Raw genomic sequence first — 13,770 nt, 5'->3', positions numbered from 1 at the left:
CGGTCTATCGTTGACAACGACCCGCGGTGCGCCGACGGAAGGCGACGGCAGGCACCGGCCGCTGTTCGTCGACGGATAGTGATCCGGGGCGATAGATGTGGGAATTTATTTCTCCTCGAGGTAGTGGACCACTGCCAGTCCGGCCAATCCCAGAACCCAGACGAGGCCGATCACCGTCGTCCAGAACTCGCCGACGCCGGCTATCAGCGTGCTCGCGGCGTAGACGACCACGCCAGTGACCGCGAGCGCGAGATAGTACATCGCCCAGCGCCGGTCCTCCTCCTCGACATCCCCGTGGAGGTAGACATTGAGGTCGTCGGCTCGGTCGGTGAGCGTTATTTCGCCGCTGTCGCTGTCGTATTCGATGATCTCCGCGTCTTCAAGTGCAGGGATGTGCGTCTGGTACAGCGAGACCTGTACGCGCTTTCGTTGCTGGTCAGTGAGGTTCTCCGCGTCAGTCTCGTTCTCCCAGGCAGCCGTCTCTACGGACAGCTCCTGAAGGGTCACTGGGGTATCGACCCTGTTGAGGTACTGCAGGACGAACCGTCGTCGTGGATTGCTGAGGAGGCTGAAGAGGGTGTCCTGGCTGAGTTCTTCGTCAGGTACGTTTGACATCTGGATGCTCTTGTGTTGGCGAAGGGTCGGTCCCGTGCTGGTGCTACCCGACATTTCTTCTCCCTTGTCTTTGTTAAGAGTCGTATAGTAGCTTCCACTTCGCAGTTAGAGAGAGCAATAGACGGAATTTCCTCGCCTGCAGAGTGCGACCGTCCGCCAAGAATCGGTGGCTCGTACTTTCGAGGCGCGAGATATCGAAATACATCCGGTTGCCCATCTCCGGCCCGTGAGTCGACAGCGGCATTACAGCTCGAAAATCGAGGGACACCGCGGAGGTAAGCGTGGTCCACCCGATGCCAAGACGGCGACCCGATCGTTGCGTTCGTACGTCTTCACCCACCCCAATCGCGCACTATCGAGGGACCGGCCGAACGACGGTTGCAAGCGCTACTGTACCCGACGGCTCGTTCAGTAAGGGTTGCTTACCGGGAGCAGTCGGGCGGTTTGATCAGTTTCCGTTCGAGTCGTTCGTTCGCGTAAATGGTCGGCCGATAACCGTGAAACATCGACTCGTATATCAGCGAGGCGCACCTTCCGACAGTATCACCAACGATGTCTAACGAGGCGGACAATACTGATGAGTGGGACGAGATCGGATTTGTCATCAGTTCTAAATATCGGATTGCGGTACTCGAGACGCTCGCGACCGGTCCGTCGATACCGTCGAGTATCGCAGCCGAGACGGGGCTCCCGATCACCCACGTCTCCAGGGCGCTTCGGGCACTCCGTGAACGGTCGCTGGTCGAACTCCTGGTATCGAAGCAAAAAAAGAAGGGTCGGATCTACGGGATGACAGAGCGCGGCCAACAGCTCTGGAAACGGATCGAAGCCGAAGGGTTGATCGACTGATACGGACAGTCGGCTCCGCGGAATCCCCCGAACCACTTCGGGGATGTGCCGGAACTGCCGGGGAGGTTCACCTCCGGTCGGCGTCCGCGTCGCCGATGCTCACCGATCGACGGTCGCGGCTGCGGTGCCAGTGCGGGAACTTTCCTCGGGGAAGTCGGTGACGAGCCCCGCATACAGCGCCAGGAGGTCCTCGATGATCCCATCCCACGCGTAGGAGGCCTCGACCCGTCGGCGGCTCACCCGTCCCATCCGCTCGATCATCGCGGGGTCGGAGAGCAGCCGGTCGAGTTCCACCGTCAATTCGTCCACGTCCCCGGGAGGAACGACCGCTCCGTTCCGATCGTCCACGACTGACGGGATTGCCCCCACGTCTGTCGAAACGATCGCGTTGGCGCCGGCCATCGCCTCCAGCACCGCGATGGGGAGTCCCTCCGCGTATGTCGGAAGGACGTAGACGTTAGCCTCGCTCAACAGCTCGCGTTTGCGTTCTTCCGGAACGAACCCGATGTACTCCACCTCGTCGTGTTTCGACGCCAGCGCTTCGGCGTGTTCGGAGAGCGGTCCGGCCCCGGCGATCGTCGCCCGGAACTCGACCCCGGCGGTCAGGAGGCTGTCAATCGCCCGGGTCAGTTCGACGATCCCCTTGCGTTCGATGTGGTTGGAGACGAAGACGAGATGCGGTGGGTCAGCCGACGGGTCCGGAACGTACTCCGTAGGGTCGATCGCGTTCGGGAGCACGACCAGTTTCTCCGCAGGCGCACGCACAGCGAGGGCGTCGCGCCAGTATTCCGAGAGAACCACGATCGCGTCGCTCGCACCGAAGACCGCACTTTGCAGTGCTGCGAGGGGGCGGGAGGCGTCCGCAACGTACTCGTCGAACGACGAGCCGTGGACGTGCAGGACGACCGGCCGGTTCCACACGAGTCCCGCCAGGAGGACGTACGGTGTCGAAACCAGGAACGAGACGTCCTGGGACGTGTGCACGTGGACGATATCAGGTCGGCGGCGGAGGAGACAGCTGAGCCACCCCGCAAGCACAGTCACGAGGGCGCGGAGGTAGCCGATCGGACCCGAAGGTGTCCTGATCGCGGTATCGATTACGTCGTACGACAGTCGATCGTCGAGATGGCGACGCTGCTCGGCGATATAGCGGCCGATTCCGCCGGTCCGCTCGGTTTTGTAGCCCGCCGGTCCGACGATGAGCAGGGTCGTGTCGGCCGGTAGTCTGCCCGCGTCGGTTGTCTCGTCGGGGTCCGCGGACGATCTATCGTCGGTCATTCGCTGGCCTCCCCCGCCGCGTCGGCCGTCCCGTCCGTGTCGTTCTCCCCCGCCGGCCGGTCGGCAGACGCACCGGAAACATCCACGTAGTAGACCGTCACTTCACCGTTGTCGCGGATCCGTCCCACGTGGGGTTGGGCGTCGACGGCCTCGAAGGCGGCCTCCGAGTACCGCAGACTGTCGTAGGCGCTTATCTCACGGCCCCGGTCGGCCGCCGAGACTACGAAGTAGTGATCCCGGCGCTGGTCCGGGTCGGGAAGGGTTGCGTAGTAGGCCGGCAACCCGTCGAGCATCGCTGTCTCGGGAACCGCGCCGCTATCTCTGGGCTCCGGAACCACCTGTTCTGCCCACGGTGCGGACTCGGCCCCGTAGAGGGCCTGTTCGTACCGTTCGGAAGAGGTTCGAACTCCACCGAACCAGACCCCAGAGTCGGCCGGCTGGCTGGCGAACGAACTCGCGTATCCATCCATCTCGGCTTCTGGCACGTGACTCCCCGGGAGGTAGACGGACGGCGAGGGGAATATCGAGGCGGCCGACACTGCGATCACGAGAACGACCACCACCACGACGATCGGTCTGCCGCGACGGATCAGCTCGGTGAACCGGACAGGGAGTGCTGCCAGCGTATATCGGATTCCGACGGCGCCGAGGATCGTTCCCAGCATCATCGAGAAGCCGACGTGTCGGAAGAGATACGTCGAGATCGATCCGACGAAGTGCAGTGCGAAAAACGGCAACAGCGCGAGCACCCCGAAGAACAAAAGCGTCAGGACGTCGCTACCCACGTCAGGCATCGACTGCATCGGCTTCGCCTGTTTCAGACGGTCGAGCCGTCCGGTGGCAACAGCGAGAACCACGCCGGAGGCGAGCAGCGCGTAGACGGCCTCGATGCCGAACAGTTTCGCGAACATCTCCCAGATGCTCACGCCGATGGTCTCCGCGGATTCGGCCTGACTTTCGATCCGTGGCGTGGTTCCAGCCGTCCCCTCGATGAATCCCATCACCGACTCCACCATCGTGTCTGCCGTCCTGACGAAGGCCCCGTTGTGCGTCTGCACCCAGGCGACGAAGATCACCAACAACACCGCCGCCTGCAGGACGAGGGCGCGGTGTGCTGCGAGGGACTTCCCGGGTCGATACCGCCGATACCACAACTGCACGACCGCGATACTACCGAGGAGAATCAGCACGTTCAGCGCCACCTGCGGGTGAAAAAGCACCAATGCGAGCGACAAAAGCGGCAGCAGGTAGGTCGTGGGGACCGCCTCGATCGAGCCGAGTTTGAGGCCCACCGATTCTCGGTGGGCACTCGCCCGTGCGCCGGCAGTTCGACCCCCGTCGCTCAGGCGAGCCCCGATGGCCGCTCTCGACTCGTCATCAAGCAGGTGTGTGAACGCCACGTAGAGAACGAAGGGCACGAACAGCATCGTCATCGAGTACGTATGGAAGTGCAGGTGCGTGCTGACGTTGTTGATCGGAAGCAGGAGGAATCCCGAGAAGGCGCCGATGGCAAACGCCCGACGGTCAGGAAAGATGAACCACACGCACAGTGGTACGCAGATAAAAAAGAGCAGGATGTAGAGCAGCATCACGAACATCATCGCCCGCGTGATCTCGATCCCGCCGACCTTCGAGAGGCTCACCGAGAGCAGGTGGCTGCCGGGGTAGAACAACGCCAGTGGGTCGTTGCCGACGTTGATCGCCCGCGTCCAGCCCAGATGAACGAGTGAATCGGCACGGCCGTAGAAGTGATAGCCTCGAATCGTCGGCAACCCCGCCACCGCAAGAGCGGATATCCCCCCGAGCAGCAGGGCGAGCGGGAGCTGTCCGTCGTCACGCAGCGACACTCCGACAGCGGCCGCCGTTGCGATAGCCAGCGCGACCCAGAACTCAAGCGGGGTCGCCGCGTAGATAGACACCTCGTAGCTGCTCGCCGGCGCATCCCACGCGACGACGAGGCCCGCTGCAAGCGAGAGGTAGCCAACTGCGAGCGCCAGTTTACCGGCGAACGCACCACCAGTATTCCGGACTCGCGTCATCCACCATCTCCTCTCTGTCGACCGGACTGACTGGCACCCCCAGCGGGGTGTCGCCGCTGTTCGTGTCCGTTAGTGTTCACGGCCGATTTGACTTCGCTTACGGGCTTTGTTATACATCGATTACCGTCCGCTGCGTGGCGGTGATCCTGGCGGGTACCCCGAATTCGGCACTCGACTCCGGGCACCGCGTGGGTATCCAGTTCATACTTATGGAGCCGTCTGATCTTGCTAAACCTGCAATGAAACGAACACGACTCCTGCTCCTTGTCGGTATTGTTATCGGGATCACCGTTGCGCTCAAAAAGCGTCGTCGTGGAACTGAATCGGGGTGAGGATCGGTTTCGAACACGGCGGACCCCCGTGAACCGAGTAGCGGCTGCAACTGAGTACGCATATTGACTGTTGTAAATTTTTACCGCTGATCGCCACCAGCGGTGCCGGCGAGCACCGAGAAGAGACGACAACAGTCAGTATCAGTCACCCGCGCCTCGTCGTGCGATCGTGTGACTGGAGACGTGCAAACGCTACGATCGGGACGGCCCGTCGGTGTAATTGCGTTTTTCGTTGCGCTAACCGAAAATCGCCACCTCACAGCAGATCGGCTGTTCCGCCCCGTCCGGAGATGTACAGACCTCTTATACAGGTCTTAATTGGGTTAGTAATATATTAACAGGCTGTTAAACTAATGCAGAAGGGTGTAACAGCGGGCGAGCGGTTGGATCCCGTCGCAGTCAGCGAAATAGTAGTCCAAATCGTCCGAGCGATACGATCGTAAATCGGACTGAGTTGCAATCGCGGGATAAAGAAGGTTTTATAAATATACCATATCAAGCTGGTTCCAATGACCGAGAAAGGCTGGCGCTCGTTTGACCGTCCGGATATCGAAATTAACCGCGACGAACAAGTCCGGGTTTTTCGAGCTGACGATCCCGAGCAAGGCGTTTCTACCGATATCGTTCTCGCCGTCGCAGAGCTATCGGGGTCAGATCCCACCGAACTGCGACCGTTGAACGACGTCATCGACGCCGACGCCCTAGACAGCTTGTTCTCTCGAAAGCACCCGGGCAGCGAGAACGACCGAGTATCGTTCAACTACCAGGGCTACCGGGTCACGGTCTATCGAGACGGGGAGATTATGCTCCAGCCGCGAGGCGGGATCGACGCTAAGATCGAGGATAACTCTGTGGACTGTTGACCGGCGCCGACTCGCGCGAGACACTTTCGCGACCTGCCCAGCCTCCGGCAGCAACTGGAGTTCCTTACTACGGGAGTAACGGGGGTAAGCACCGGATTACTTCGAACTCCCTAGATGGTTATTAGCGCCGTATCAGTCCGATGCTCCGGCCCGAGACGACTCCTCGTCCCCGTCCGTCGGGACCAAGATCTCCGGGTCTTTCGCGTACCACGGCGTCTCGTTGAACTTCTTGATCCGTTTCATATCTTGGTCTGACAATCCAACCATACCTCATACTGGCCTCTGATTACTATAGTTACATTGCTCATACTAGTTTTTAGTAGTTTCATACCGGCTTCTGTAGGACTGTCGTTCCATAACGAACTATAATAAAGGACCTATTACTCCTAAAACGTGTCGAAAGATCGCACCCCTTTCGGAAACCCCGTTCGTTCTGGTGCTGTCGAACCAAACCGAGGGAACACACTGGTGGCCACAAGTCGCTGACGAATCTGGTTGTCTCCCTCGTGAACAGTCCGGCAGTCCGTATCAGACGTTCACGGTCCTTACGAAGGCGTATTATAAGTCCGGGGCCATCTCAGCGCCCCCTACAGACAGTCCCGCACGCGAGATCACGGTCCGTGGGTCAACCGAGAGCGGTCCATACCGGGTACTGCTGGGGCGAGCAGAGGTCGAATAAGACGGTTCATACTTTTGGGAGTGTTCCGGTGAGGGGCGGGTATGAAAGCAGTCATTCTCGCAGCGGGGAAGGGAACCCGACTCAGACTTCTGACCGACGATACGCCGAAGGCCCCGGTCGAAGTGGTCGGGCGACCGTTGCTGGATCACGTCTTCGAGCAGCTATAGTAGCGTTCGCAAGTCTTCGCTCATCCGATCGCACGACTGCGAGCGATCGGATGAGCAATCAGTTGCGAACGCTACTATAGTCAGACTCGGCATCTCGGAGTTCGTCGTCGGCTACCGAAAACAGCAGATAATCGACCGGTACGAGGACGAATTCCGAGGGTGCCGATCACGTACGCCCACCAGCGCGAGCAACTCGGCCTCGCACACGCGCTCTTGCAGGCCGAACCGTACGTCGACGATGACTTCGCGTTGATGCTCGGAGACAACATCTTCCGCGCGAACCTCGGGGACGTCGTCGAACGCCAGCACCGCGGGGACGTGGATGCCGCCTTCCTCGTCGAGGAAGTTCCGCTCTCGGAGGCCGGGCGCTACGGGGTCTGTGAGACCAACGGCCGCGGTGAGATCGTCGAGGTGGTCGAGAAGCCCGACGATCCGCCGTCGAATCTGGTGATGACCGGGTTTTACACCTTCTCGCCGGCGATCTTCCACGCCTGCCACCTCGTCCAGCCTTCCGATGGCGGCGAGTACGAACTCCCGGACACCATCGATCTACTGCTCGAATCCGGCCGGACCATCGAGGCGATTCCGATGGACGGCTGGCGGGTCGACGTCGGGTATCCGGAGGACCGCGACCGCGCCAGTCGCAGACTCCGAGCAGACGACGGTGGGTCGGCCGTCAGGAGCGAGGGGCCCACCTCCGACTGAGACCGAGTGTTGGAGTCAGTTACAACAGTCATTATAAGTGCCTCGACATTATGAGTGCCTCGACCGAACAGGAGTGCTCACCGGCGTTGCTTCCGCCGTTATCGCTCTTGGGGACGTCGTACGCTCCCGGAGACAGGGTGAAAGGGATCCGGCCCGGCCGGACGGTCGTGGTAACGGAAGCACGATTCCACCGGACGGCGTGGGCTTTTGACATCCTCCCCGCGCTGAAGCACGGGGCTTTCTCCTCGGCTTTCCGTAACACCGACCGAAGACACGCTGGCCGGGTCGGTGTAACTCCCCGCTCGCGCTGTCGCTCCGAGTAGGAGGTGTATAATAACGTACTGGACCTCCCATTGGGAGAGTAGATGAAACGGGTAGCCTCGGCCGCGATTTCGCCGCTCACCCAAGCGATCCGACAGTCCGACGTTTCGGCGGATTCGCGGCCGCCTGTGGGTCCAAGTCTGTGTTGGGGTCACGGTTCGATCTCGTGTCGGGGTCACGGTTCGATCTCGTGTCGGGGTCACGGTTCGATCTCGTGTCGGGGGAACCACCGATGATCGACCGGCGCATCTTCTCGATCGCGGTCGTGGTCTGTTGTCTCCTCGCGATGGTGAGCCTCTCGGCGTCACTGGAGTCGACCGTCGAGACGTCCCCCGGGAAGGCGATCGAATTGGATTTCGCGTCACTTCCGCTGAGTGTCGGGCAGGCCTCGGAGTTGAAACAGTCCTACCACTCAGGGAGCTCTAGTGAGGACCAGGAGGCTGCCAGTGCGTCGCGTTCGACCGAGCCCGAAAGTGAAGCCGAGCGCTCCGGTGGAACCAGTGAGGCCGAACGTTCCGGCGAGACCAGTGAGAACGAGCGCTCCGGCGAGGCCGATAAGAACGAGTTGGCCGGGGGAGACAGGATGGCCGATCCCGACCAGGGGTTGCTGGCGAAACTCGCGGCGTTGCTGTCTGCTCTGGGTTCGTCGTGGCTGTGGCTGGTGGTGGTCGTCGGCGTCCTGCTCTCGGTCACCCAGCGCAACCGCATCCTCGCGTGGGTGAAACGCCACCTAGACCGTCGCTTGTCGACGGCCGACGATCCGGCTCCCGGCCCGGAGGAGGACCGACCGTTCCACCCACCGGAGAATGTCGTCGAACGGTCGTGGCTCGAGTTGCTCTCGTGGGCCGACGTCGAGCCCGATCCGAGCGCGACACCACGGGAGACCGCCGCGGAACTGGTCGGTGCCGGTCTGGATCGCCGCGCAGTGGGGGAACTCACGGAACTGTTCGAGGAGAGTCGCTACGGCGACGAGCCGGTTACGGCCACGCGTGCAGACCGCGCGCTCAGGTGCCTCCGACGATGTCGACGGCAGGAGGGGACAGCGGAATGAGCGGACCAATTCGGGGAGAGAGGGTGGATTCGCCGAATGTGGTGCAGGTCGCAGTCGGCACGGCAGGGCTCCTCACACTGCTTGCTGCCTTCACGCTCGTCGACGGCACTGCCGAGGCGCTGGCAGCGACGTTGCGCACGACATTCGGCAGCGATTACCTGTTGGCCGCCGGCCTCGGCGGTTGCGCGCTCCTATTTGCCGCCGCAACGTTCGCTTCGAGCGCAGAGGCCGGATACCAGGCCACGATGCCCGAGGTCGAGCGCCCGACGCCGGTCCCGACGCCCGGCGAGAGGTTCGATCAGCGACTCGCCGGGTGGCACGGCTTGGTTCCCGTCGTGACGCCGACCGCGCGAGCGGCCACGATCCGGCGGCTTCGCCGGACCGCAGTTCGCACCATCGTCACTGCCGAGGGCTGTCGCCCGGCCGATGCAGAGCGACGCGTCGCGGACGGCTCGTGGACGGACGATTCCGTCGCGGCCGGGCTGCTGGAACGGGACGCCGGACCGCCGCCCATAGCGATCCGGCTAGTCGCGCTCCGGCGGAGGGAGACCTGGCTCGCGTACGCCGCTGACCGGACGGTCGATGCCATCGTCGCCCGTCGAAACGGAGTGACGGGGCAGTGAGGACGTAAATGCCCGACTCGTATCCGACCGACCGCTGGCTGGGGATTCTCGTCGTCACGCTCGGGACGGGCGGGTTCGGGTTGCTCGCGAAGCGGCCGTCCCTGCTCCTGGTCGCGGCGCTGGGTGTGGTGTTCGCGGCCTATCCACGGGTGTCTTCACCGCCGGAGCCAGACATCCGCCTGGAGCGGCACATCAGCGATGATTCGCCGACCCACGGTGAGTCCTTCGAGGTGACGACCACCGTCCGGAACGTGGGGGACGGGTGGATACCGGACCTCCGCATCGTCGACGGTCTCCCGCCGGCGCTCCCGGTCGTCGAGGGGACCCCACGCCACGGCACCGCCCTCCGAGCCGGCGAGACAGCGTCGTTCTCCTACGTCGTCGAGGCCAGGCGGGGAAAGCATCGATTCGAGCCCGCGACGGTGGTGGCACGCGATATCAGCGGCGGTCACGAGGTGGAACTCGAGGTGGACGCCGGGTCGGAAACGGCCGTAGACTGCACAGCGAGCGTCGCGCAAGCCCCGCTCCGCGCGCAGACGACGGACGTCACCGGGCGGATCGCCGCCGATCACGGGGGAAACGGGGCCGAGTTCTACCAGACGCGGGCCTACCGCCGCGGCGACCCAATCAACCGCGTCGACTGGAAGCGCTACGCCCAGATCGGCGAGTTACGGACCGTCGAGTTCCGAGCCGAGCGGGCGGCGACGGTCGTTCTCGTCGTGGATGCCAGACCGGCGGCCTACCGAGGGGCGAACGGCGAGCCACACGCGGTCGACTACAGTATCGCCGCAGCACGAGAACTGGTGGACACGATGCTGGCGAACCGGAACCGGGTGGGGATCGCTGGCTTCGGCCGGGACGTTCCCTGGCTTTCGCCGGGCACCGGCCGCGACCATCGGATGCGCGCACTGGTTCTCCTTTCGCAACACGCCACCTTTCAGTCCCGACCCCCCACTGGATCCGTCCCGGAACTCGCCGAGCAGGCCGCCCAGTTGCGCGCGCAGCTCCCCGAGGACGCACAGGTGCTCTTGCTCTCGCCGCTTTTGGACGATGAACTCCCGGAGACGATCCGCCTGCTCGACGCACGCGGTCACGCCGTCAGCGTCATCTCTCCCGACGTCACTACGTCCACCGGCTCCGGTGAGACGCTGGCGGCCATCGAGCGCACCGACCGGATCGGTCGCCTGCGCGCGGCGGGCATTCCCGTCGTCGACTGGTCGCCGGAGCGATCCCTCGCGGCGACACTACAGGATACGCCGGAGCTGTTCGACAAATGACCGTGAGAGAAGCGACCTTCAGACCGGCTGTGCCGAGTGCGGCCGTGGCCGTCGCGCTCGTAGTCGGGGTGGTGGTATCGCTCGGCGCTCGCGAGGCGGTTCTCACCACGCTGGCCGTCCAGGGCGGCGGCCTGGCGGCGGTTGGAGTCGGTATCGCGAGCCGACGTCGCGGCCACCGGACACTTGGAACGGCGCTCGCAGTCGTCGGTGTGGGCGCTATCGTCGGGGGACTCACGCTTTTCGTCGACGAGCCACACGCGCTCAGTTACACGCTCCGCTTCCTCCCAGGACTGATCGGCGTTCCACTACTCGTGGGAACGCTGTTACCAGTGAGGGCGAACGGCTCGCGACTCGTGTGCAAACTCGGTACTGGCGGGGTGTTTCTGACGGTCGTGCTCTCGGGGCTCTTCCGTGCAGTCGGTGAGTTACACCTGCTGCTCGTCGCAGTGGCCACGATCGTCGCCTGGGACGCCGCCGACAACGCTGTCAGCATCGGCGAACAGCTCGGGCGGGCGGCGACAGCCTGGCGACTGCAGGCGATCCATACGACCGGCAGCGCGATGGTCGGCCTGGCGGGAGTCGCCGGCATCTATCTCGTACGCCGCATCGCGGTGAGCGACCTGTCGCTGGCCGCATTCGCGCTGTTGTTCGTCGCGCTCCTGTTGTTCCTCGCGGCGATTCGTGGGTAGCACAGCGACACCAGCGCCCCTCCTCGTGGACGTTCTTCGGAACGAGAGTCGTCGCTTGTGGGTACGAGAGTCGGTGTGATAGTCCTCATCTGATCGGAACGAGAGTCGTCACTTGTGGGCACGAGAGTCGGTGTGATAGTCCTCATCTGATCGGAACGAAAGTCGTCATTCTGTCGGCGCGATAATCGCCGTTCTGGGTCGGGAATCCCGACAGCCGAGCACGCTGCCAATCTTAGTCGGTCGGTCGCTGAGTCTCGTATCCGACGCTCGGGACCGGGAGGTCTGCGAGGAGGTCGTCCACGACATCGCGTTCCTCGGTGCCTTCGACCGTAGCCTCTGCTGTGAGTCCGAGGCGATGGGTCATCACGGGCTCTGCGACGGCCTTGACGTCGTCGGGCGTGGCGTACTCGCGACCTGCCAGTGCCGCCCAGCCACGGACGATCTCGAACAGCTTCTGGCAGCCCCGTGGAGAGACACCCACCTCGACGCGGGCGTCGTCCCGAGTCACTCGAACGAGGTCCACGATATACCGCTTGAGGTCGTCGTGAACGCGGACGTCCTCGGGAACACGCTGGAGGGCGCGAACCGTCTCGGGTTCGAGTACCTGTGATGCCGATGGCGTGGACTGTTCGCGTGTCTCCCGACGGTTTAGCAGTTCTAGCTCCCCCGCAGCGTCGGGGTACCCCAGGCTGCTTTTCACCAGGAAACGGTCCTTCTGTGCCTCCGGCAGCCGGAAGGTTCCCTCCCCCTGCTCGACGGGGTTTTGCGTCGCGATGACGAAGAACGGGTCCGGGAGGTCGTGTGTCGTTCCGTCCATCGAGACCTGTCCTTCTTCCATCGCCTCCAACAGCGCCGCCTGAGTCTTGGGCGATGCCCGATTGATTTCGTCGGCGAGAATCACGTTTGCGAAGATTGGACCCTCCTTGAACTCGAACTCGCGGGTCTTCTCGTTGAAGATGTAGGTCCCGGTTACGTCGGCGGGGAGCAGATCCGGCGTGAATTGGATGCGGCCGAACGACAATCCCAGCGCGGTCGCAAAGGCTCGTGCTGTCAGCGTCTTGCCGGTCCCGGGCACGTCCTCCAGAAGCACGTGCCCGCGCGAGACGACGCCGGTCAGGATCACCCGGAGGACGCGCTCCTCGACGACCACCACATCCGACAGTTCTGCCAGCACCTCTCCGGCGAGTTTCTCGGCCTTACCCACGTCCATACCAGTCCGTCAGGGAGCCCCGTCTTTGTTATGGAACAACTATGCTGTCACCGGGACGGTTATGGAACAACTATGCCGTCACCGGGACGGTTATGGAACAACTATGCCGTCATCGGGACGGTTATGGAACAACTATGCCGACACCGGGAAGGGCCATCGGTGTTGTGACTCCGATAGTTGTCTATTCTTTCCCACAGGACGCCTCGTGAGCGATATGTCGACGATGAATGTACCTCACGAGACCGTGGTCCGTCGAGTGCTCGCCAAATCCCGGATGCCGGAACTGACTGCGGTTCCAAGCAGGGAGGTTGGTTAACCAACAAAACCTGTGATGAGATGAATCGTTGGTTAAGATTGGGCGAGTTCGACTTGCCTGATAGAACGGAGCAGAGTTGCTGGGTGGACCCACACCCCTCTATCGATGTGTTCCAGTGAAGTACTCCGGGTGGGTGAGTCTCGAGAGGACCAGAGGAAACGGTCTGTGGAACGTGAGGTAACAGACACACCCCTCTATCGATGTGTTCGAATGGGATGAGTACGATGGGGAAAGACCCACTGGATAGGACTTGACGACGGAAGTGAGCGACAAAACTACGATCTCGTCCGTGAACAGCGGTTATAGGCGATAAGACAATCAGAAGAAGAGAAAAAGAGGCGAAATGAATCTGACTGAATTTAGCCGACAGAATACAGATGAGAAAACACTTCGAACACATCGATAGAGGGGTGTGTGAGTGTTGTTTCTAGTAAACTAGTAGAAGGCTAGTAGAAGGCTAGTAGAAGACTAAAAAGAGAAGGAAAAAGAGAACAAAAAAGGAAGCTATAGAGCAGTGTTAGAGACCGTTCTAAGTGGATTTTGACTCTCTATTCGCGGATAGCAGTCGATTCGACATCTATCCATTCATCATCAACGACGACATTTTGCTGTCAGTACACCCCCCCACGGTTACAGCTCAAACACATCGATAGAGGGGTGTGTCTGTCTCCATTCCGAGCCCGATCGTAGCAAACACTTCGTTAGCCGTCCTGGAAAAATCGCCCAGACACGACCTCAGAGAGCTGGAAACCCCGA

Annotated in this window: 11 protein-coding genes and 1 pseudogene; 7 read left to right on the top strand and 5 right to left on the bottom strand. The window is 62.1% G+C overall.

Features of this window, described 5'->3' with window-relative positions:
• Positions 1–105: 105 nt before the first annotated feature.
• On the bottom strand, positions 106–615 hold the full coding sequence (locus RJT48_RS16965; RefSeq protein ID WP_311173523.1) for a DUF7344 domain-containing protein: 510 nt from the start codon (positions 613–615) through the stop codon (positions 106–108).
• A gap of 552 nt (positions 616–1,167) precedes the next feature.
• On the opposite strand from RJT48_RS16965, the gene RJT48_RS16960 reads away from it, so the two are divergent.
• The gene (locus RJT48_RS16960) at positions 1,168–1,464 is read left to right on the top strand and encodes a winged helix-turn-helix domain-containing protein (protein ID WP_311173522.1); all 297 of its coding nucleotides are present in this window, start codon (positions 1,168–1,170) and stop codon (positions 1,462–1,464) included.
• A 99-nt stretch (positions 1,465–1,563) separates the two neighbouring features.
• Here RJT48_RS16960 and RJT48_RS16955 read toward each other — a convergent pair whose 3' ends face one another.
• The gene (locus tag RJT48_RS16955) at positions 1,564–2,742 is read right to left on the bottom strand and encodes a glycosyltransferase family 4 protein (protein WP_311173521.1); all 1,179 of its coding nucleotides are present in this window, start codon (positions 2,740–2,742) and stop codon (positions 1,564–1,566) included.
• The gene (locus RJT48_RS16950; RefSeq protein WP_311173520.1) at positions 2,739–4,781 is read right to left on the bottom strand and encodes a hypothetical protein; all 2,043 of its coding nucleotides are present in this window, start codon (positions 4,779–4,781) and stop codon (positions 2,739–2,741) included. The genes RJT48_RS16955 and RJT48_RS16950 overlap by 4 nt, the downstream gene beginning before the upstream one ends.
• Positions 4,782–5,622: 841 nt before the next feature.
• On the opposite strand from RJT48_RS16950, the gene ddfA reads away from it, so the two are divergent.
• The gene (gene ddfA / locus RJT48_RS16945; RefSeq protein WP_311173519.1) at positions 5,623–5,976 is read left to right on the top strand and encodes a DdfA family disk-determining factor; all 354 of its coding nucleotides are present in this window, start codon (positions 5,623–5,625) and stop codon (positions 5,974–5,976) included.
• Positions 5,977–6,108: 132 nt separating this feature from the next.
• Here ddfA and RJT48_RS16940 read toward each other — a convergent pair whose 3' ends face one another.
• A complete protein-coding gene (locus RJT48_RS16940; RefSeq protein WP_311173518.1) occupies positions 6,109–6,243 on the bottom strand; it encodes a hypothetical protein in 135 nt (44 codons plus the stop codon).
• A gap of 453 nt (positions 6,244–6,696) precedes the next feature.
• On the opposite strand from RJT48_RS16940, the pseudogene RJT48_RS16935 reads away from it, so the two are divergent.
• The 5 genes and pseudogenes from RJT48_RS16935 to RJT48_RS16915 all read left to right on the top strand — a co-directional run bounded on the left by RJT48_RS16935 (position 6,697) and on the right by RJT48_RS16915 (position 11,488).
• Positions 6,697–7,527: pseudogene (locus RJT48_RS16935) on the top strand (sugar phosphate nucleotidyltransferase).
• 553 nt (positions 7,528–8,080) lie between these two features.
• Positions 8,081–8,899 (top strand): DUF4129 domain-containing protein, encoded by an 819-nt coding sequence (locus RJT48_RS16930; RefSeq protein WP_311173517.1) that lies wholly within the window; start codon positions 8,081–8,083, stop codon positions 8,897–8,899.
• Between the two features lie 23 nt (positions 8,900–8,922).
• Positions 8,923–9,522: a DUF7269 family protein gene (locus tag RJT48_RS16925; RefSeq protein WP_311173516.1), complete on the top strand. Its 600-nt coding sequence runs from the start codon at positions 8,923–8,925 to the stop codon at positions 9,520–9,522.
• An 8-nt stretch (positions 9,523–9,530) separates the two neighbouring features.
• Positions 9,531–10,799 carry a DUF58 domain-containing protein gene (locus tag RJT48_RS16920; protein WP_311173515.1) on the top strand — a complete coding sequence of 423 codons (1,269 nt, stop codon included), beginning with the start codon at positions 9,531–9,533 and terminating at the stop codon, positions 10,797–10,799.
• Positions 10,796–11,488, top strand: a complete 693-nt coding sequence (locus RJT48_RS16915) for a DUF7519 family protein (RefSeq protein ID WP_311173514.1) — start codon at positions 10,796–10,798, stop codon at positions 11,486–11,488. The genes RJT48_RS16920 and RJT48_RS16915 overlap by 4 nt, the downstream gene beginning before the upstream one ends.
• Positions 11,489–11,720: 232 nt before the next feature.
• Here the strand turns inward: RJT48_RS16915 and RJT48_RS16910 are convergent, their stop codons facing one another.
• Complete coding sequence (locus RJT48_RS16910; protein ID WP_311173513.1) at positions 11,721–12,698, bottom strand: AAA family ATPase; 978 nt, start codon at positions 12,696–12,698, stop codon at positions 11,721–11,723.
• Between the last annotated feature and the right edge of the window lie 1,072 nt (positions 12,699–13,770).

This window comes from Halobellus ordinarius (assembly GCF_031823395.1).
Lineage (GTDB): Archaea > Halobacteriota > Halobacteria > Halobacteriales > Haloferacaceae > Haloquadratum > Haloquadratum ordinarius.
The sequence above is the reverse complement of the archived record's forward strand: the minus strand, read 5'-3'. Positions and strand labels throughout refer to the sequence as shown.

What these genes read in the sequence shown, in the direction of transcription:
- RJT48_RS16915 (WP_311173514.1), top strand. Translation starts at nt 10,796, where the DNA reads ATGACCGTGAGAGAAGCGACCTTCAGACCGGCTGTGCCGAGTGCGGCC.
- RJT48_RS16960 (WP_311173522.1), top strand. Translation starts at nt 1,168, where the DNA reads ATGTCTAACGAGGCGGACAATACTGATGAGTGGGACGAGATCGGATTT.
- RJT48_RS16930 (WP_311173517.1), top strand. Translation starts at nt 8,081, where the DNA reads ATGATCGACCGGCGCATCTTCTCGATCGCGGTCGTGGTCTGTTGTCTC.
- RJT48_RS16940 (WP_311173518.1), bottom strand. Translation starts at nt 6,243, where the DNA reads ATGGTTGGATTGTCAGACCAAGATATGAAACGGATCAAGAAGTTCAAC.
- RJT48_RS16920 (WP_311173515.1), top strand. Translation starts at nt 9,531, where the DNA reads ATGCCCGACTCGTATCCGACCGACCGCTGGCTGGGGATTCTCGTCGTC.
- RJT48_RS16910 (WP_311173513.1), bottom strand. Translation starts at nt 12,698, where the DNA reads ATGGACGTGGGTAAGGCCGAGAAACTCGCCGGAGAGGTGCTGGCAGAA.
- RJT48_RS16965 (WP_311173523.1), bottom strand. Translation starts at nt 615, where the DNA reads ATGTCAAACGTACCTGACGAAGAACTCAGCCAGGACACCCTCTTCAGC.
- ddfA (WP_311173519.1), top strand. Translation starts at nt 5,623, where the DNA reads ATGACCGAGAAAGGCTGGCGCTCGTTTGACCGTCCGGATATCGAAATT.
- RJT48_RS16950 (WP_311173520.1), bottom strand. Translation starts at nt 4,781, where the DNA reads ATGACGCGAGTCCGGAATACTGGTGGTGCGTTCGCCGGTAAACTGGCG.
- RJT48_RS16955 (WP_311173521.1), bottom strand. Translation starts at nt 2,742, where the DNA reads ATGACCGACGATAGATCGTCCGCGGACCCCGACGAGACAACCGACGCG.